This is a genomic window from Ferrovibrio sp., from assembly GCF_029255545.1.
GTDB lineage: Bacteria > Pseudomonadota > Alphaproteobacteria > Ferrovibrionales > Ferrovibrionaceae > Ferrovibrio.
This window is the reverse complement of the sequence record NZ_JANLJJ010000037.1, coordinates 30,515-47,804: the sequence shown is the minus strand read 5'-3', so window position 1 is coordinate 47,804 and position 17,290 is coordinate 30,515. Positions and strand designations below refer to the sequence as shown.

Annotated in this window: 18 protein-coding genes; 5 read left to right on the top strand and 13 right to left on the bottom strand. The window is 65.0% G+C overall.

The features are described 5' to 3' along the window. Positions 1 to 24: 24 nt before the first annotated feature. From Q1J79_RS07220 to Q1J79_RS07185, 8 genes are all read right to left on the bottom strand, one after another. Positions 25 to 891 carry a protein-glutamate O-methyltransferase CheR gene (locus Q1J79_RS07220; protein WP_300298589.1) on the bottom strand — a complete coding sequence of 289 codons (867 nt, stop codon included), beginning with the start codon at positions 889 to 891 and terminating at the stop codon, positions 25 to 27. 13 nt (positions 892 to 904) lie between these two features. Next, a complete protein-coding gene (locus Q1J79_RS07215; protein ID WP_300298586.1) occupies positions 905 to 1,462 on the bottom strand; it encodes a chemotaxis protein CheW in 558 nt (185 codons plus the stop codon). Between the two features lie 18 nt (positions 1,463 to 1,480). Further along, the gene (locus Q1J79_RS07210) at positions 1,481 to 3,727 is read right to left on the bottom strand and encodes a chemotaxis protein CheA (RefSeq protein ID WP_300298583.1); all 2,247 of its coding nucleotides are present in this window, start codon (positions 3,725 to 3,727) and stop codon (positions 1,481 to 1,483) included. A gap of 43 nt (positions 3,728 to 3,770) precedes the next feature. Further along, positions 3,771 to 4,136, bottom strand: coding sequence for a response regulator (locus Q1J79_RS07205; RefSeq protein WP_300298580.1), 366 nt, complete (start codon positions 4,134 to 4,136; stop codon positions 3,771 to 3,773). Further along, positions 4,133 to 4,447 carry an STAS domain-containing protein gene (locus Q1J79_RS07200; protein ID WP_300298578.1) on the bottom strand — a complete coding sequence of 105 codons (315 nt, stop codon included), beginning with the start codon at positions 4,445 to 4,447 and terminating at the stop codon, positions 4,133 to 4,135. Before Q1J79_RS07200 ends, Q1J79_RS07205 begins: the two co-directional genes overlap by 4 nt. Before the next feature lie 170 nt (positions 4,448 to 4,617). Then, on the bottom strand, positions 4,618 to 5,088 hold the full coding sequence (locus Q1J79_RS07195; protein ID WP_300298576.1) for a hypothetical protein: 471 nt from the start codon (positions 5,086 to 5,088) through the stop codon (positions 4,618 to 4,620). Between the two features lie 189 nt (positions 5,089 to 5,277). After that, entirely contained in the window at positions 5,278 to 5,838 is a 561-nt protein-coding gene (locus Q1J79_RS07190; protein ID WP_300298573.1) for a hypothetical protein, read from the bottom strand. Positions 5,839 to 5,950: 112 nt separating this feature from the next. Further along, entirely contained in the window at positions 5,951 to 6,472 is a 522-nt protein-coding gene (locus Q1J79_RS07185) for a hypothetical protein (RefSeq protein ID WP_300298570.1), read from the bottom strand. 235 nt (positions 6,473 to 6,707) lie between these two features. Between Q1J79_RS07185 and Q1J79_RS07180 the strand changes: the two genes are divergently transcribed. The 4 genes from Q1J79_RS07180 to Q1J79_RS07165 all read left to right on the top strand — a co-directional run bounded on the left by Q1J79_RS07180 (position 6,708) and on the right by Q1J79_RS07165 (position 9,724). Further along, positions 6,708 to 7,898, top strand: coding sequence for a pentapeptide repeat-containing protein (locus Q1J79_RS07180; RefSeq protein ID WP_300298568.1), 1,191 nt, complete (start codon positions 6,708 to 6,710; stop codon positions 7,896 to 7,898). 27 nt (positions 7,899 to 7,925) lie between these two features. Beyond that, positions 7,926 to 8,579, top strand: a complete 654-nt coding sequence (locus Q1J79_RS07175; protein ID WP_300298565.1) for a chemoreceptor glutamine deamidase CheD — start codon at positions 7,926 to 7,928, stop codon at positions 8,577 to 8,579. Positions 8,580 to 8,604: 25 nt separating this feature from the next. Beyond that, on the top strand, positions 8,605 to 9,156 hold the full coding sequence (locus Q1J79_RS07170; protein ID WP_300298562.1) for a response regulator: 552 nt from the start codon (positions 8,605 to 8,607) through the stop codon (positions 9,154 to 9,156). A gap of 127 nt (positions 9,157 to 9,283) precedes the next feature. Beyond that, the gene (locus Q1J79_RS07165) at positions 9,284 to 9,724 is read left to right on the top strand and encodes a DUF2794 domain-containing protein (RefSeq protein ID WP_300298559.1); all 441 of its coding nucleotides are present in this window, start codon (positions 9,284 to 9,286) and stop codon (positions 9,722 to 9,724) included. Between the two features lie 72 nt (positions 9,725 to 9,796). Here the strand turns inward: Q1J79_RS07165 and Q1J79_RS07160 are convergent, their stop codons facing one another. From Q1J79_RS07160 to Q1J79_RS07145, 4 genes are all read right to left on the bottom strand, one after another. After that, the gene (locus Q1J79_RS07160) at positions 9,797 to 10,024 is read right to left on the bottom strand and encodes a hypothetical protein (protein ID WP_300298556.1); all 228 of its coding nucleotides are present in this window, start codon (positions 10,022 to 10,024) and stop codon (positions 9,797 to 9,799) included. 152 nt (positions 10,025 to 10,176) lie between these two features. Further along, positions 10,177 to 11,493, bottom strand: a complete 1,317-nt coding sequence (locus Q1J79_RS07155) for a tetratricopeptide repeat protein (RefSeq protein ID WP_300298553.1) — start codon at positions 11,491 to 11,493, stop codon at positions 10,177 to 10,179. Between the two features lie 18 nt (positions 11,494 to 11,511). Next, positions 11,512 to 13,005, bottom strand: a complete 1,494-nt coding sequence (locus Q1J79_RS07150; RefSeq protein WP_300298550.1) for a M81 family metallopeptidase — start codon at positions 13,003 to 13,005, stop codon at positions 11,512 to 11,514. A gap of 193 nt (positions 13,006 to 13,198) precedes the next feature. Beyond that, entirely contained in the window at positions 13,199 to 13,924 is a 726-nt protein-coding gene (locus Q1J79_RS07145) for a Bax inhibitor-1/YccA family protein (protein WP_300298547.1), read from the bottom strand. Between the two features lie 264 nt (positions 13,925 to 14,188). On the opposite strand from Q1J79_RS07145, the gene Q1J79_RS07140 reads away from it, so the two are divergent. Then, positions 14,189 to 15,388: a Bcr/CflA family multidrug efflux MFS transporter gene (locus tag Q1J79_RS07140; protein WP_300298544.1), complete on the top strand. Its 1,200-nt coding sequence runs from the start codon at positions 14,189 to 14,191 to the stop codon at positions 15,386 to 15,388. A 1-nt stretch (position 15,389) separates the two neighbouring features. Here Q1J79_RS07140 and Q1J79_RS07135 read toward each other — a convergent pair. Continuing rightward, positions 15,390 to 17,290: FtsX-like permease family protein (locus Q1J79_RS07135; protein WP_300298541.1), on the bottom strand; the 1,901-nt coding region annotated here is incomplete at its 5' end.

Below are 17,290 nucleotides of genomic sequence, written 5' to 3'. Positions count from 1 at the left end.
TGTTACTCCCCGGGCCTGCCGGCCTTACGCGATCTTGCGATGGATGTTGCGCCCCAGCAGCTTGAACCGTTCGGTGATGCCGAACAGGTTTTCCGAATGGCCGATATAAAGGAACCCGCCGGGAACCAGCAGGTTGGCGTAGCGGTCAAATAGCACGCGCTGCGTGTCCTTGTCGAAATAGATCACGACATTGCGGCAAAAGATCACATCGAACGGCCCCTTCATCGGCCAGTTGCCGATCAGGTTGAGGTGTTTGAAGCTGATCAGGTTGCGCGCTTCCGCCACCACGCGCACCTTGTCCTCGCCATAGGACTCGAAATACTTGCTGGCGATATCGGGCGCCATGCCTTCCAGCGACGCGGCGGGATAGATGCCTTCCGAGCCGCGCCGCACCATCTCGGTATCGATGTCGGTGGCCAGGATCTTGGCATCCCACTGCTTGATGTCCGGCATGTTGCGCAGCAGCGTGATCGCCGCCGAATAAGGCTCCTCGCCCGAGGAGCAGCCGGCCGACCAGATGCGCAGGCGCCGGCCCTGGCTGACCGCGCGGGCGCGCACTTCCTGCAGCGCCGTGGTGGCGAGATGCTCGAAATGATGGTTCTCGCGGAAGAACTTGGTCAGGTTGGTGGTCAGGGCATTCAGCGTGGTGCCCAGCTCGCCGCTGCCCTCGGGCGTGGCGATGAATTCGATATACTGGCGGAACGAGGTCATGCCCAGCTTGCGCAGGCGCTTGGCCAGACGGGCATAGACCATGTTGTGCTTGGTCGGCCCCAGCTCGATGCCGGTCTTTTCCTTCAGCATCGAACGCAGGAAATCATAGTCCCCCTTCGAGAAGTTGAATTCCCGGTCTTCCGCGCTCGGGGTATCGGCTGTTCTGGTGTCGACCGCCATGGCATTCCGCCGGTTAGGCTGCGGCTCCAGTCGATTCGGACGGACCGGCCAGCATGGGCTTGTTGCCGGCGCTGTCGGCGGCCTCGAGCATGCGGCTGGAGAACATGCGCTCCAGGCCGATCAGGCCGACCATGCGCTCGCCGACCGTGATCAGGCCTTCCATGAAGCCAAGGCCGCTGACCTGCTCCATGTTCGGCATCGGCCGGATCTCGTCCTCATTGATGGTGATGATGTCGGACACCGCATCGACCAGGATGCCGACGATGCGCGAAGCCACGGAAACAATGATCACGACATTGTATTTGGTCGGCTCGGTGCGCGGCATGCCGAAGCGGGCGCGCAGGTCGAAGATCGGCACGATGGCGCCGCGCATGTTGATCACGCCGCGCACCACCTCTGGCGTATTGGGCAGCGGCGTGGTTTCCGACCAGGCGCGGATTTCGCGCACGGCCATGATGTCGACGCCGTATTCCTCGTTGCCGACGGTGAAGGAAACGAGTTGCACCGTGCGCAGCGAGCGACCGGCATGGTCGGTGGCGGTTGCGCCGGCGGCGCGTTCAGCCGAAGCCATCTGCGAGCCTCCTGTTCTTTACGCGCTGGCCTGCAGGGCCGGCGCTGCGAGGCGGGCCTGCGGGGAGGGGCGCTGCTGGGATTCGTTTTCGGCGATATGCTTGATGCCGGCGACATCGAGAATGAGGGAGACGCGGCCATTGCCCAGGATGGTGGCGGCGCCGACGCCGCGGATCGGGTCGAAATTCTCTTCCAGGCTTTTGATGACCACCTGCTGCTGGCCGATGATCTCGTCGACCACCAGGCCCATCTTCGAGCTGTCTTCCAGTTCGACGATGATGACCAGCGCCTTGGTCGGATCGTCGATGCCGCCCGGCACCTTGAAGATGCGGTGCAGGTAGACCAGCGGCACGTATTCGCCGCGGATGCGCAGCAATTCGCTCTGGTTGGCGACGATGTTGATCTGGTCGGGTTCCGGCCGCAGGCTTTCGACGATGTTGGCCAGCGGCAGGATGTAGGACTGGATGCCGACCTTGAGCACCATGCCGTCGAGCACGGCCAGCGTCAGCGGCAGGGTGAGGATGAAGCTTGATCCCTGGCCGGGCCGCGACTGGATATGCACGCGGCCGCCGAGCGACTGGATATTCTGCCGCACCACGTCCATGCCGACGCCGCGGCCGGAAATGTTGGACACGGTATCCGCCGTCGAGAAGCCAGGCAGGAAGATCAGGTTGTCGATTTCCTCGTTGCTCAGCGTGGCATCGGGCGCGACCAGCTTCTTCTCGATCGCCTTGCGCATGACCTTTTCGCGGTTGATGCCGCGGCCGTCATCGGTGATCTCGATGACGATGCGGCCGCCGCGCTGGTCGGCCGAGACATGGATCACGCCTTCCGGCGGCTTGCCTACGGCGACGCGGTCATCGGGATTCTCGATGCCATGGTCGCAGGAATTGCGGATCATGTGGGTGAGCGGATCGCCGAGCTGCTCGATCACCGTCTTGTCGATTTCGGTGTTCTCGCCGCTCATGTCGAGGCGGATCTTCTTGTTGGTCATCATCGCCAGCTCGCGCACCAGGCGCGGCAGGCGGGCGAACACGCTTTTCACCGGCTGGGCGCGCATCGCCATCACGCTTTCCTGCAGATCGCGGATGTGATGCGACAGCTCGGCCAGGCCATTGGCCAGCTCGGGATGCTGGTCGGCATGCAGATGCTCGGTCTGCTGCGCGATCATGGCATGGGTGATCACCAGCTCGCCGACCATGTTGACCAGCTTGTCGACGCGGTCGAGATCGACGCGGATCGAGCGCACGGCCTTGGTTTCCCCGCCGGCGCCGCCCTCGGGTTTGGCGGCAGCGGCGGGCTTGGCGGTGGCGCCGTCACCGGCCGCATGGGGGTCGGCCTTGGCGGCGGCCGGGGCCGGCGTCGCCGGTTTCGGCGCCGCGGGGGTGACGGCTTCCGGCTTTGGCGCAGCCGCGTCCGCAGCGGGTTGCGCTGGCGCCTCGGCGGCCGCGGCCGGCGGGTTCAGGCAGGTGACTTCAAGCTCGCAGTCATCGATCACAAACTCAAAGACGTCGCGGATCGCCTGCTCGCCCTTGTCGGTCTCGATCTCGAATTCCCACTTGATGTAGGCGCCTTCCGGCTGGATCTGGTCCAGCGGCGGCACGCCCTCGGCATCGGCCTTGGCGAGGAAGCTGCCCAGCTCCTTGAGCTCGCGGATCAGGATCAGCGGCTCGTTGGCGCGCTGATACAGCGCATCGCGCGGGGTGAACTTGACCAGGAATTTCAGCATCGGCGCCTTGGCCGGCGCGGCCGGCTCGGGCGCGGCGGCCGGTTCCGGCGCGGCCGCGGCTTCCATCAGGGCATCCGGGCCACCGGCGGCCAGCTGGGCATCCAGCGCGGCCAGCTCGTCGTCGGCGGCATGCGGGTCGGCATTCACGCCCACGGTGGCGGCCAGGTCGATCAGCGACTTGCGGCCTTCATTCTCGTGATCGGCCGGCAGTTCGGTGCCGTTCTGCGCGGCTTTCACCAGATCGGACAGGATGTCGGCGCAATGCAGCACCAGCAGCACGGAATCCGGCGTCGGCTCCAGTCGCCCGTCGCGCATCAGGTCGAGCACGGTCTCGAAGATATGGGCAAAGGCGACCAGGCGGTCGAAGCCGAAGGCGCCGGCGCCGCCCTTGATCGAATGGATGGCCCGGAACACGGCGTTCAGCGTGTTGTTGTCGCCTTCGCCGGACTGGAGGGCCATCAGATGGCCTTCCAGATCGCCAAGCAGCTCCTCGCATTCGGCGAAGAAAGTCTGTTTGAATTGGGCTAAATCATCCATGAGGCGCGTCCCGCTTCTGCTCCGCGTCGCCGCTGGCCGCCCTTTACGGGCTGACCTTGCGAATCACTTCCAGCAGCTTGCCGGGGTCGAAGGGCTTGACGATCCAGCCTGTGGCGCCGGCGCTGCGTCCCTCTTCCTTCTTCGACTGACTGCTTTCGGTGGTGAGAATGAGAACCGGGATGGCCTTGTTCTTCGGCTTTTTGCGCAGTTCTTTGATGAAGGTGATGCCGTCCATCACCGGCATGTTGATGTCGGTGATGATGACGTCGATGTCGTTGGCCTCCAGGAGGTCAAGACCTTCCTGGCCGTTCTCGCCCTGGATGACCTCGAAGCCGCCCTGCTTGAGGGCGAACTGCAGCATCTGCAGCATGGTCTTCGAATCGTCGACGGTGAGCACTCTCTTGGTCATGTCTGTACCGGCCATTTCATGAGAAACGAGAACAGGCCCAAATCGTCGAAGGCGGAGACGAAGGCGTCACTCGGCGACTTCACGACGAAGGGGATGCCGTGCTGCTCCATATGCTGGGCGGCAGACAGCAGGATCTGGACGCAGGGCGTGGACAACCGCTCAACCGCCGCGGCATCGATTACAACCTTGCTACCCGCCGCCATAATCTCGTGGAAACTGTGCAGCAGAGGTTCGGCGGTGCGCAGATCCATGCTGGCAACCAAGCCAAGCTGGGTCGCATCGTCGGACTTCGTGATCGCGAACGGTTCCATCCACCATCCCCCTGGCTCCCGCGGCGCGGGAACCTTCCGCTGCATGCCAGACGGCAGCGGGCCTTAATGCGCGCAAGCCTAACCGAGGGCTTGCGGCGACGGAAGGGGGATTGCCGGATAGGTTACCAAAAAAACCACAATTTCGTCCGAGGCTTCGGCCGGACTTGGTTTTATTGGGTGCGTCCCATATCAATCGTCATGTGCTGGCGCATGCGCATCGCCAGGATGATCTCGTGATAGCGCTGGCGCAATTCCTGGCGCGTGCCGCCGGCCAGCTGGAACATCAGCATGATGGCGCTTTCCAGGTCGTCGGCGCAGCGGCCGACGCTGTCGAGATCGCCATCGGCCATCTCGGTCTCGCCAAGTTGGCGTAAATAATCAACGATCCACAGCGAATGAACCGCAAGTTGTGAAAGCGACAGGCCGTGGAAGCGGGTTTCGGTGTTGAAGCGGTCGGCCATCCGGGGCAGCCGCTCGGCCGCTCCGCCGGGGCCGGAATGCAGCGCCTCGATATCCTCGACATCCACGTCGATGATGGGATCATCCCGCATCGACGGATCGCCGAAACCGGCCGGATCGCCGAAGCCGGCATCCTCGACACCGGAATCATTATCGTTGAACAACCCTTGATCGAGAGCCACGGGTGTTCCTGCCCAAATGGTTGCGTTGAAAGTCGCGAATCGGGCGCGGCCGATTCGGTTAAAATCTACCTGCGCCGATTCGGGGGGTCAAGAAAGAACCGCTAAATCGCGGGCTTGCCGCGGATTCGGCCACAATCTGTAGCGTGTCAGATGAAGGCGGTTTTCCGCCGTTATCGTGGATTGCGGTCTTCAGGTGCCGATGCGGGCGCCGGTTTTCAGCACGACTTTTTCCAGTCCGGCGACCAGTTCGCGGCCGATCGCGCCGCCATCGCCGCTGATTTTCTGGCTCAGCACGACATAAAGCGCATCGATATGCGGCGACACCACGGCGCTGCTGACGCGCGACTGGCTGTCGTTCAGGCAGTGTTCGAGGTAATTGCTGAGGAAATGGGTGATGGTGGTCACCAGCGGGTAGCCGAACGTGCCGCCCAGCCCCTTCATGTCCCAGCAGACGCGCAGCATGCGCTTCACGCCTTCCGGGTCGTCCAGGCTGGTTTCCTTCAGTTCCTCGAAGGCGGCGCGCATGCGGCCGAGGTCATCGTCGGCCCATTTCGAATACATCTTGTGCCCGAGCACCTGAATGGCGATCTCGGCTTCCTTCAGCGCTTCCTTGTCGATGCCGCCGGAGCCGACCTTCATCTTGAGGTAATTCGGCGGGGTGACGAACTGGGCCTCGCTGGCCGGTTTGGAATTGCTGGCAGCCTCAGCCGGTTTGCCCGGAGGGGAATTGGCGCTGTCCTGGTCGGCCATGCTTGCTATCGGCGCTCCTTGTGCGGCGGCGTAACAGCCACCACGGTAACGACCACAAAGTAAACATCCTGTTCTGCGGTCGCAACAAGATCGTTTGTAATCCGTATCGAAACTAGAATAGTTCCACTTCGCTTTTTTTCCCGGTCGATGCCGGCCCGCGCGGCGCCAGTTCGGACACGTTGCCCAGCAGGTAATGCTGGAAATGCGTGCGCACCTGCTCCAGCGTCTGGCTGGCGATCAGGCCCTCGCCCCATCCGGCCGCGCGATTGGTCAGGCGCGGCGCCCAGTTGCGGCCAGCCTGGTCGCGAATGATGTCCTCGACATAGCGCAGGGCGTTGATCACATGCTGCTGGCGCTGGCTGCGCAGGTCATCGTTCTGCATCAGGCTGACGACCTCGCCCATCACCGGCGAACCGGGCAGTTGCCCGCCCAGCTCCACCAGCTTGTCGGCAAAGGCCTGCGCATTGGCGCTCTGCACCTTCTGCAGGTCCTCGATCTCTTCTTTCAGGGCCAGCAGGACCAGTGCGATGAAGTCGAGCAATTCGCGCGATGACGCCGGCGGCACGGCGGCAGCCTCAGCTTCCCCCGGATAAGAACCCTGCCCGTCCTGCGGCGATGCCGGAATCGTCCCCATCAAATAATTCTTTCACAAGCATCGAGGTTTTGCATTAGTCCGGAGGCGTTCCCCGACCACATCGCTCTGCCGGTCCTTTAATCCGTACGACTTCCAGTTGCCCATGGGGCATGTTTTTTCGATAACCATCCAAAATTCTAGGGAGATTTGCCAGCCTCACTGGCGTATGAGGGATATGGCAACTGGGCCAGACATGATAACAACCCCGTCAGGGCAGGCGGCTGGGCGGCTGGGAATGGACCCCATCGATATCAAAGAGATGTTGCACCACCATCACCTCTGGCTGAAGGGGATGCCGACCGGCAAACCGGCGGATTTTTCCGGCCGCGACCTGGCCGGGGCCGACCTGGCCGGGGCCGATCTGCGCCGGGCCAGCTTCCGGAATGCCTGCCTGCGCAGCGCCAGCCTGGCCAAGGCGCAATTGGCCCAGAGCGACCTGTTCAAGGCCGATCTCAGCGGTGCCGACCTGCGGGAGGCCGATCTGACCCGGGCCGACCTGCGCGGGGCGGCGCTGGAAAACGTCAACATGGCCGGGGCCAACCTGACCGGCGCCAATTTTCGCCGCGGCCTCGAAATCGGGCAGAATCCGGCCGACGCAGTCGAGCTGCTGCGCCAGAATGTCACCGGCAGCAATTTCGCCGGCGCCACCATGATCGGCGTCGACGCCCTGGGCGCCGATTTCAGTGGCAGCAATCTGGCCGGCGCCAATTTGCAGGACGCCGCCCTGACCGATTGCCAGCTGGTCAGCACCGACCTGTCCGGGGCGGATCTCGGCGGCGCCACCCTGGCCGGCGCCAATCTTGTCGGCGCCGAACTCAGCGGCGCCAACCTGGCCGGCGCCACCCTGCAGGGGGCCAACCTGACCGACGCGCATCTGCACGGCGTCGATCTCAGCGACGTGGAAACCTTCGGCGCCAACGTGGTGATGGCCAATATGGCGGCAGAGCCTGCCACGGCGGCGCCCAAGCCGCTGACCGAGGCCGAAATCCATGACGCCCTGGCCAAACACAAGGCCTGGGTCGAAGGGGGGGATGGCCGTCCGGCCAATCTGCGCGGCCAGGACCTGAGCGGGTTCGACCTGCGTGGCCTCGATCTCTCCGGCATCAAACTGCGCGGGGCCGCCCTGCGGGATGCGCAGATCGACCAGGCGGTGTTCAAATTCGCGGATCTGTCGGGCTGTGACCTGCGTGGCGCCAGTGCCATGGGGGCAACCTTTGCCGGCTGCAATCTCACCGGCGCCGACCTGCGGAACAGCCGGCTGGCCGGCAGTCGCTTCGGCAGCGCCGAAATCCTCAGCGCCACAGGCGAAAAGACCGGCCGGCGGATTTACACCGACCTGTCAAATGCCCGCCTGACCGGCGCCGTCTGTGAGGGGGTGGACTGGGGCGATGCCATCCTGCACGACGCCAGCGGCCTTGAACCCTGACCGGCCCCCAGCCATGATGACCCGGCGATGAATACCACTTCAGGCATCCTGCGACGGCCACCCAACGCCGATTCCGGCGCGGCCGGGGCTGCAGGCGAGCGTCGCCGGTATTACGATCCGATCCTGAAAGTGAACGTCGTGCAGGTGTTCCAGGGCGATTTTTTCGTGTCGACCCGCGACGGGGAGATGCTGGCCACCGTGCTGGGCTCCTGCGTCGCCGCCTGCATCCGTGATCCAGTCGCCGCCGTCGGCGGGATGAATCACTTTTTGCTGCCCGACAAGGGGGGCGACACCAATCCGGATTTGCCGTTTTCGGCTTCCCTGCGCTACGGTAGCTACTCGATGGAGCAGTTGATCAACGGAATCCTGGCGGCCGGCGGCCGCCGCGAGCGGCTGGAAGTGAAAATTTTCGGCGGCGCCAATGTGCTGGCCGGTCTGCGTGGCATCGGCCACCAGAACGCCGAGTTCATCGAGCGCTACCTCAAGGCCGAGGGCATCAAGATCACGGCGGCCGACCTGCGCGGCAGCCTGCCGCGCAAGGTGCAGTATTTCCCCTCCAGCGGCGTAGCCCGCGTCAAGCAGATCGAAGACGCCAGCGCCAAGACGGTGTTCCAGCGCGAAACAGCCAAGAAGATCACTGCCGTGCAGACGCAGGCCGGCAGTATCGAGCTGTTCGACTGAGGCCGGTTAAAGAGCTTCCTGCGAGATGGCATACAAACTCAATAACGTCGCGGTGCTGGTCGTCGACAGCAACCACAACCACATGCAGCTTATTAAGGAAGTTTTGCGACCGCTCGGTGTCAACCGGATCGCGGAATGCACCAATGCCAAAGATGCGCTCACCTATCTCGAAACCAATGTCGTCGACATCATCTTCACCGAATGGCACATGGACGGCGAGATGGATGGCCTGGGCTTCGTCGAATGGGTGCGCAAGAATCCCGCATCGAAGAATGTGTTCGTGCCGATCGTCATGGTGACCGCGCAGTCGGAAGAATGGAAAGTGATGAAGGCACGCGATGTCGGCGTCACCGAATTCCTGGTCAAGCCGTTCTCGGCCAAGACCATGGCGCGCCGCATCACCGTGGTGATCGAATATCCGCGCCAGTTCGTGCGGACCGACGATTTCTTTGGTCCTGACCGCCGCCGGCACAAGATTTCGAATTATACCGGCGAGGAGCGGCGCCAGGACATGCTGGGGAAAGGCGACCAGCAGATGGACGAGGATGCCGTACAGAGCCTGCTGAGCGAACTGTAGGCGGCTTCGTCAGCCCGGGCCCTGGTCTTAAAACGGGCCCCGGCGGCAATCACGACTTGACGGCCCGGCGGGTCGGGCCCAAGATTCCCGCGACAGCGCAACGATTTGGGAGGTTGGCCGTTTCGGCATGAGCGAGGTGATCACCTTGCAGCAATTCCGGCGTCTGGATGTGGCAGAGACGATGCCCGCCAGCGCCGCCGCGAATGCCCCTGTCGTCGCCATGGTCGTGCGTTCGACCGACCCCCGCCTGACCGACAGCCGCGCCGCCGAGAGCGCGGTTTTTTTCGACCGCCGCGAATTCAACCTGATCCTCAATCTCTATGCCCGCATGGTCGGGCAGGGAGAATGGCGCGACTACGCCATTGGCCATGACCGCGAGAGCTGCAGTTTCGCGGTCTTCCGCCGCACCGCCGATGGCGCGCTGTACCGGATCGTCAAGACGCCGAAGCAGGCGCGCAAGCAGGGCGCCTTCAGTATCGTTGCCCAGGGCGGCCGCATCGTGCGGCGTGGTCGCGACCTCGCCGTGATGCTGCGTTTCTTCGAACCCAAGCGCGAAGCCACGCTTTAGGATATTGCCGGCAAAGGAAAAGCCCCCGCCTTGCGGCGAGGGCTTTGGTCTTGCAGCCGATCACCGATGGGATCAGGCGGTCTTCTTGGCCTTCTTGGTCTTGGCGACTTTCTTTTCGCCGGTCTTTTTCTTTTCGGTTTTCTTGGCAACCTTCTTCTTCTCGGTCTTCTTTTTCTCAGCCTTCTTCGACGGCTGCGTGGTCTGCGCCTCGGCGGCCGGGGCAAAAGCAGGGGCAACAGCACCGGCCAGGAAGCCGGCCATCACGAAAGCGGCAGCGATCATCTTCACGCGGGTCAACATCGGGTCCATCCCATCAGTCTGTGCTGCATGCGGGTGGCCAGACCCGGTAATCGAATCGGGCGGTCCGCTGCATCGTTTACATTCTCACTCCGCCCGATTCCGGCCGCAACGCGTGAATTTTTTCCGTGGGGCCTTTGCCGTTTACGGGATGTTTATATCTGCGCGAGCTGCGCCAGTTCGCGACGATGCTTGGCCACGCCGGGCCGGTCGGCGATGCGCTGTTCGAGATAGGGTTTCACCGTTGTGATCTCGCCGGCATGGGCGCCGGCGCGCAGCCAGAGCTGCCAGAACAGGTCGCGCTGGGCATGGCTGCCGCCGATCTGCTGCAGGCCGTCCAGCGCCGGTTTCAGCCGATTGAAGGCCGCGCGCCAGTCAGCCCTGCCATAGGCCGCCACGCCTTCGGCCAGCGGCAGGCCGACCGCGCGCCAGATGCGCCCCATCAGGTGCTGGTCATTCTGGCGCGCGACATGGTCGTGCAGGCTGGCCAGCAGGGTCGCGGCAGCGGCATCGCGCCCGGCGCGGGTCAGGCCCAGCAGGTAATGCGCGTCGAGGAACGGCTCGACATGCTCGGGTCCACGCGTCTCGATGTAATCGGCCACATCCTGCCAGCGGTCGCCCACATCCAGCTCGGCGAATTCCAGCCGCGCCAGCAGGGCGACGGCATTCACCTGGTCCTGGCTGTAGTCCTTCCACACGCCCCAGACGTGGTCGTCATACAGTCGCAAAGCCGCCTCGGGCTGGTCGCTGTCGATGGCAAACAGCGCGGCATGCCACCAGTTATGGCTCAGCATGAAGGAATTGCGGTCGGCCCAGCTGTCGCTCAGGCCGATCATGAAGTCAAAGCCTTCGGCGCAGCGGCCCTGGGTTTCCATCACATGGGCGATGGCGTGATGCGCCCAGGGTTCGGCGCGTTTCATCTCGATGGCGCGCCGGCCGGCGGCTTCGGCCTCGTCCAGCCGGTTCATCTCCTCCAGCCCAAAGGCCAGCATGCCGTGCATTTCCGCGATATGGCGATGCACCGGCAAAGCGGCCTCGGCGATCTCCAGCATGCCGGCCAGGTCGCCGACATGGAACATGTGGAACTGCGTCATCTTGACGGCCGCCAGGTCCTGCGGCCAGCGCGTTGCGATCTCGCGGCATAGCGCAATCGCGGTTTCGGCATCACCCGCGACCCAGGCGGCCACCTGCGCATGCCACAGTTTTTCGCGCTCGGTGGTCTTGCTCAAGTAAGGCCCGGCCTGCCGCAGCCAGGGTCCGGCCTTGGCTGTCGACTGGCCCGTCTGCAGGAACATCTCCAGCGCCGCGGCCTTGGCCTGCGCCATCACGCAGGCCGGATCGGCCCTGGCCGCGTCCCACACGGCCGCCGCCGTGGTGCCATAGGTGATGAAGCTGGTGTCAAACGTGTCCAGCCCGGCCACGACCGCCGGGTCGTCGGTGGCAACCTGCAGGTCCCAGCGGTCGTTGAGCATGACGTCATTCCGCTCCGGTCACCTGGCGGCATCCTGCCAGTCGTTGATCTTGTCCAGCGGATAGATCGGCCGGCGCACGTTCTTGTAGGGGATAATGCGGTTGTCCGAGGTGGTGACGCCCTCGCCATCCAGCGTGAAGGTGGCCCTGGCCAGCGGCGCAAAGCCGGCGCGGTAGTGGATGCGCGATTTCAGCAGCAGGTAGCGTTTGTGCTGCGGCTCGATGCCGACCGAGGTGAACACGCCGGTATCCCATGGCTCATGGTGCCGCGAGACGACGACAATCTGCATCCGGCCATCCACTTCCAGCACCGCCGTCGGCCCCATCATCACCTTGTAGCCGTTATACATCGGGCCGCGCACGATCCATTCGCCATCGGTCAGCGTGCGGACGCGGCCGGTCAGCTTCAGCGGCTTGCCTTTCAGCTGCAGCGACGGCATGTCGCTCTTGCCGCCCAGCTCCAGCGTCACGGTGGCGCCGACGCCGGCCGCCTGCATGATCTGCACGGCCTCGGGGTCCCAGACTGCGCCGACGGCGACATCCTCCAGGCCCTGGCGCAGCACCTCCTCGATCACCATCATCACGTCCTGCGTGCCGCCCGAGCCGCAATTGTCGGCATGGTCGAGCAGGATCACCGGACCAGTCGTGACCTTCTTGGCCTTGGCGACCGTCTCGGCCAGGTCGCGGTGCTGATAGATATGCAGGTCGCGTTTGTCCCAGACCCTGGCGGCGATCGCATCGGCGGCGGCATCGGCCTGTTTCTGGTCGGTACCGATGGTGATCACCGTGGTGCCGGCATCACGGATATCGGCCATGGCAAAGCCGCCGAACACGCTGGCGGCCGGCAGGCCCTTGGCTTCCTCGTCGCGGCAGGCCTGGATCGCCGATTTCATCGGCTCGTCATCGGTGCCCTGGCACAAAGTCTGCGACAGCAGCGGCAGCTGGCGCAGGGCCATGGCCGGCTTCGGCCGCTTGCCGGCGATGAAATCCATCACCACGCGGCCAACCTGTTCGGCCACCACGTCCATGTCGACATGGGGATAGGTCTTGTAGCCGATCAGGCCGGTGCAGTTCTCGACCATCTTTTTCGTCAGGTTGCAATGCAGGTCGAGCGTCACGGCGATCGGCAGGTCGGGGGCGATCTGGCGGATGCGCTCCAGCAGGGTGCCTTCGCCATCCTCGGTGCCCTCGGCCACCATGGCGCCATGCAGGTCGAGCAGGCAGCCGTCGCAGCCGGCCTTCACGGCCTCCAGGATCGGATCGCACAGGCGTTTATAGGCATCGGCGGTGACAAGGCCGCCCGGCATCGCCTCGGCGGCCATCGGCAGCACCACCTCGGCGCCGTATTCGCGGGCCAGCTTGAGATAGACGCCCAGCGGCATGTTGGTCTTGGCATAGGCGTCGATGGCGGCCTGCCTGGTATACAGGCCCCAGGCCTCGAACCGCGCCCAGTCGGTGACGATCGGCGAGAAGGTGTTGGTCTCGTGCTTCATCATCGCGAGGACGAGCTTCATGGGGTGGGGCATCCTTTTCTGAGTAATTCGTAGGCAGACGAATGAAAGCTTAAAACCGCGCCACCGGCTTTGTCACGGGGGAAGCGGCCTCGTCCGGTAAAAAAGCCTCAAAAAAGAAGATCGCGCGCAAGCAAAAGGCCCCGGCGGTTTCCCGCCGGGGCCTCGGTACGCTGCTTCTCGGATGTTAAACCGATCAGTTGTTCCGTTGGCCGAAGAGCTGCAGCAGGGCCATGAAGATATTCAAGAAGTTCACGTAGAGCGACGTGGCGCCGAACACCGCCTGCTTGGTCTGGATATCGGCCGGGCTGCTCTCGTAGAACTCCGACTTGATCCGCTGGGTGTCGTAGGCGGTCAGGCCGGTGAAGACCAGCACGGTGATCGCCGAGACGGCGAACTGCAGCACGGTGGAGCCCAGGAAGATGTTCACCACGCTGGCGATGATCAGGCCGATCACGCCCATGAACAGGAACGTGCCCATCCCGGTCAGGTCGCGCTTGGTGGTGTAGCCCCAGATGCTCATCGCGCCGAACATCGCGGCGGTGATGAAGAAGATGCGCAGGATCGAGGTGCCGGTATAGACCATGAAGATGGTCGACAGCGACAGGCCCATCGTGGCGGTGAAGGCCCAGTACAGGCCCTGCACGGCGCCGGCCGACAGCTTGTTGGCGCCGAAGCTCATGACCAGCAGCAGGCCGAGCGGCGCGAGCATCACCACGAAAGCCAGACCACTGCCGAACAGGGTCTGCATCAGGGCCGGCGACTGCGAAACCAGCAGGGCGACGATGGCGCTGAGCGCCAGGCCGGAGCCCATGTAGTTGTAAACCCGCAGCATGTAGGCGCGCAGCGCCTCGTCGATCGCCGGACGGTCGATCGTGGTGGCGCCGTAGCCATAGCGCGGCTGGTTGAACGGCGTCGACATGTGTAAGCCTCCTCAAGGGTTATGGGTTATGCATGGCAATATTGTCAGTGCAGGCCGGGAATTCAAGGGTAAACGGCGCCGCCGACTCACGATTAAGTCATTCATCTGCCATGATTTTGGGTATCTCCGTACCACAGGGCGGAAATCGGCGGCGAATGGCCCGGTTTGTGATTCCGCGCACTCGTCAGGACACCGATTATCCCGTAGAAACGCTGGGCCTCTTCCGGCGGAAAACCGCCTCAAAAACGTCATCCAGAGTCTCATATGACCATTCCCGGCCAGCCCCCCGCCCCGGCGCATTCGCTGTGGCGCCTCACGCTCATTCTCGGTGCGCTCAGCGCCTTCACGCCGCTGGCCGTCGACATGTACCTGCCCGGCCTGCCGGCGCTGGAGCGCGCGCTGGCCACCGATGCGGGCAAGGTGCAGCAGACCCTGTCGCTGTTTTTCCTCGGCCTCGCCATCGGCCAGCTGTTCTACGGGCCGCTCAGCGACCGCTTCGGCCGCCGCATGCCGCTGCTGGTCGGCAACCTGCTGTATGTCGCGGCGTCAATCGTCTGCGCGCTGGCGGCCGATATCGACAGCCTGATCATCGCCCGTTTCCTGCAGGCCTTCGGCTCCTGCGCCGGCCTGGTGATCTCGCGCGCCATGGTGCGCGACCTGTTCGAGCCGCGCGAGGGCGCGCGGGTGATGTCGCTGCTGATGCTGGTGATGGGCGTGGCGCCGATCCTGGCGCCGCTGCTGGGCGGCTATGTGCTGGTCTGGTTCGGCTGGCCGGCGATCTTCTGGTTCCTGGCCGGCTTCGGCCTGCTGGCCATGATGGCCGCGCGGCTGTGGCTGCCCGAAACCCGCGCCGCGACGCCGGAACGCCGGCTCACGCTCGGCACCGCCCTGCGCGATTATGGCGCGTTGCTGACCCAGCGGCGCTTCATGGGCTACACGCTCAGCTCCAGCCTAGCGATGGCGGGCATGTTCGCCTATATCGCCGGCTCGCCTTTCGTGTTCATCGATCTCCATCACGTGCCGGCCGATGCCTATGGCTGGATCTTCGGCATCAACGCCGTGGGCATCATCGGCTTCTCGCAGGTCAACCGCGCGCTGCTGCGCCGCTTCACGCTGGATGAAATGCTGGTCGCCGGCATTAGCGCCACCGCGCTGGCCGGCCTGCTGCTGCTGGCCGCGGCGATGTTTCCGGCCGGCGGCCTGTTTGGCCTGTGGCTGCCGCTGTTTGCCTATATCGCCAGCCTCGGCGCGGTGCTGCCCAATGCCGCCGCCAGCGCCATGGCCGGCGAGGCGCAGCGCGCCGGCACGGCCGCCGCCCTGATGGGCACGCTGCAATTCCTGTTCGGCGCGGTCACCAGCGCGCTGGTCGGCCTGCTGCATGACGGCACGGCATTGCCGATGGCCGCCGTGGTGGCGATTTGCGGCTTCGGCGGCTTCGCCGCGCGCTGGCTGCTGGTGCGTTAGCTCACACCGCCCGCAGCAGCGGCGCTGGCTTGGCGGCAAGGGCCTGCCAGGCGCCGGCCAGGCCGAGCAGCAACGTGGCGGCCACGCCGCCCAGCGCGGTGAGGGCGGCCACGCCCGGCGCGAAATAGAAGCTGGCATTCATCATCTGCGTCACCATCGCCCAGGCGGCGAGCCAGCCGAGCCCGAAAGCCAGCGCGGCGCCGACCAGCCCGACGCTGCCATATTCGATCAGATGCGCGATGATGATGTCGCGCCGCGTGGCGCCCAGCGCCTTCAGGATGGCGCTTTCCTTCAGGCGGCGGCGATGCTCGGCCGCCAGCGCGCCGGCCAGCACGATCAGGCCGGCGATCAGCGTCACGCCGGCGGCACCACGGATCGCGCCGCCCAGTTTCTCGACCATGCTGTTCAGCTCGGTCAGCACGTCCTTCATGCGCACCACCGAGATGTTCGGATAGCGCTGCGTCACCGCGCGGAACAGGGTGGTCTCGGCCTCGGGCGTCGCCTTCACGGTGGCCAGCATGGTATGCGGCGCGCGCTCCAGCAGGCCGGGCGAGAAGACCAGCACGAAATTGATGCCGAACGAGGTCCAGTCCAGCCGGCGGATGCTGGCGACCTCGGCATCAATGTCGCGGCCGAGGATATTCACGGTCAGCCTGTCGCCGAGCCAGACGCCCAGGCCCTTCGCGGCGCGTTCCTCGATCGAAATCAGCGGCGGGCCGTCGTAATCGCGCGGCCACCACTGGCCGGCGATCAGCGACGAACCTTCCGGCAGGTCGCGCGCATAGGTCAGGCCACGGTCGCCCTGCAGCACCCAGCGCTGGTCGGGCGAGGCCTCGATCCGCTCGCTGGGCACGCCCTTGATGCTGGCGATGCGGCCGCGCAGGTTGGGCACGGTTTCCAGGTCGCGCGCGCCGGGCACGGCGGCAACCGTCTGGCGGAAGTCGTCCAGCTGGCCGGGCTGGATGTCGACGAAGAAGAAGGCCGGCGCCTCGTCGGGCAGGCGCTCCTCGACCTGGGCATGCAGGTTGCTCTCGACCAGCGCGATGGCGACCAGCAGCGTGAGCGACACGCCGAGCGACAGCAGCAGGGCGCTCGTGGCGGCGCCCGGCCGGTGCAGGCTGGCCATGGCCAGTTTCAGCCGCGCGCCGCGCGGCGGCCGGGCATGCCGCGTCAGGGTCGCGATGCCGAAGGCGATCAGGCGGAACAGGACAAAGGCGATCACCGCGCCGATCACGAAGAACAGCGCGAAGCGGCGTTCTTCCGCGCCCAGGATCGCCAGCGCGGCGAGCAGGCCGAACAGCAGCAAAGTCGCCGCCACATAGACCGGTCGCGGCAGGCGCCGGTTGGGCGCCACCAGATCGCGATACAGCGCGGCGGGGCGGATGTCGGCGGCGCGCGCCAGCGGCCAGACGGTGAAGGCCAGCGCCACCAGCAGGCCGTAGGCGGCCGCCAGCGCCAGCGGCTGCCAGTACAGGCCCGGCACCAGCGGCAGCGGCAGGATGTTGGCCAGCGCGCCGGCGGCCAGATTGGGAATGGCGCTGCCGACCACGAGACCGAGCAGGATGCCGAACCCGGCCAGCAGCAGGGTCTGCCACAGATAGACGCGGAAGATCAGCCCGGTGGTGGCGCCCAGCGATTTCAGCGTGGCGATGGTCGGCGTCTTGCCATCCAGATGGGCATGCACCGCATTGGCGACGCCGACGCCGCCGATCAGCAGGGCGGTGAGGCCGACCAGCACCAGGAACAGGGCGGCGCGGTCAAGGAAACGGCGCACGCCGGGGCTGCCTTCCTTCCAGTCGCGGATGCGCCAGCCCGAGGCGGCGAAATCCGCCTTGGCCGTGGCTTCCACCGTGGGCGCATCAAGGCCGGGATTGAGGCGGATGCGGTAATGCCAGTGCGCCA

What these genes read in the sequence shown, in the direction of transcription:
- Q1J79_RS07220 (WP_300298589.1), bottom strand. Translation starts at nt 891, where the DNA reads ATGGCGGTCGACACCAGAACAGCCGATACCCCGAGCGCGGAAGACCGG.
- Q1J79_RS07215 (WP_300298586.1), bottom strand. Translation starts at nt 1,462, where the DNA reads ATGGCTTCGGCTGAACGCGCCGCCGGCGCAACCGCCACCGACCATGCC.
- Q1J79_RS07210 (WP_300298583.1), bottom strand. Translation starts at nt 3,727, where the DNA reads ATGGATGATTTAGCCCAATTCAAACAGACTTTCTTCGCCGAATGCGAG.
- Q1J79_RS07205 (WP_300298580.1), bottom strand. Translation starts at nt 4,136, where the DNA reads ATGACCAAGAGAGTGCTCACCGTCGACGATTCGAAGACCATGCTGCAG.
- Q1J79_RS07200 (WP_300298578.1), bottom strand. Translation starts at nt 4,447, where the DNA reads ATGGAACCGTTCGCGATCACGAAGTCCGACGATGCGACCCAGCTTGGC.
- Q1J79_RS07190 (WP_300298573.1), bottom strand. Translation starts at nt 5,838, where the DNA reads ATGGCCGACCAGGACAGCGCCAATTCCCCTCCGGGCAAACCGGCTGAG.
- Q1J79_RS07185 (WP_300298570.1), bottom strand. Translation starts at nt 6,472, where the DNA reads ATGGGGACGATTCCGGCATCGCCGCAGGACGGGCAGGGTTCTTATCCG.
- Q1J79_RS07180 (WP_300298568.1), top strand. Translation starts at nt 6,708, where the DNA reads ATGGACCCCATCGATATCAAAGAGATGTTGCACCACCATCACCTCTGG.
- Q1J79_RS07175 (WP_300298565.1), top strand. Translation starts at nt 7,926, where the DNA reads ATGAATACCACTTCAGGCATCCTGCGACGGCCACCCAACGCCGATTCC.
- Q1J79_RS07170 (WP_300298562.1), top strand. Translation starts at nt 8,605, where the DNA reads ATGGCATACAAACTCAATAACGTCGCGGTGCTGGTCGTCGACAGCAAC.
- Q1J79_RS07165 (WP_300298559.1), top strand. Translation starts at nt 9,284, where the DNA reads ATGAGCGAGGTGATCACCTTGCAGCAATTCCGGCGTCTGGATGTGGCA.
- Q1J79_RS07160 (WP_300298556.1), bottom strand. Translation starts at nt 10,024, where the DNA reads ATGTTGACCCGCGTGAAGATGATCGCTGCCGCTTTCGTGATGGCCGGC.
- Q1J79_RS07155 (WP_300298553.1), bottom strand. Translation starts at nt 11,493, where the DNA reads ATGCTCAACGACCGCTGGGACCTGCAGGTTGCCACCGACGACCCGGCG.
- Q1J79_RS07150 (WP_300298550.1), bottom strand. Translation starts at nt 13,005, where the DNA reads ATGAAGCTCGTCCTCGCGATGATGAAGCACGAGACCAACACCTTCTCG.
- Q1J79_RS07145 (WP_300298547.1), bottom strand. Translation starts at nt 13,924, where the DNA reads ATGTCGACGCCGTTCAACCAGCCGCGCTATGGCTACGGCGCCACCACG.
- Q1J79_RS07140 (WP_300298544.1), top strand. Translation starts at nt 14,189, where the DNA reads ATGACCATTCCCGGCCAGCCCCCCGCCCCGGCGCATTCGCTGTGGCGC.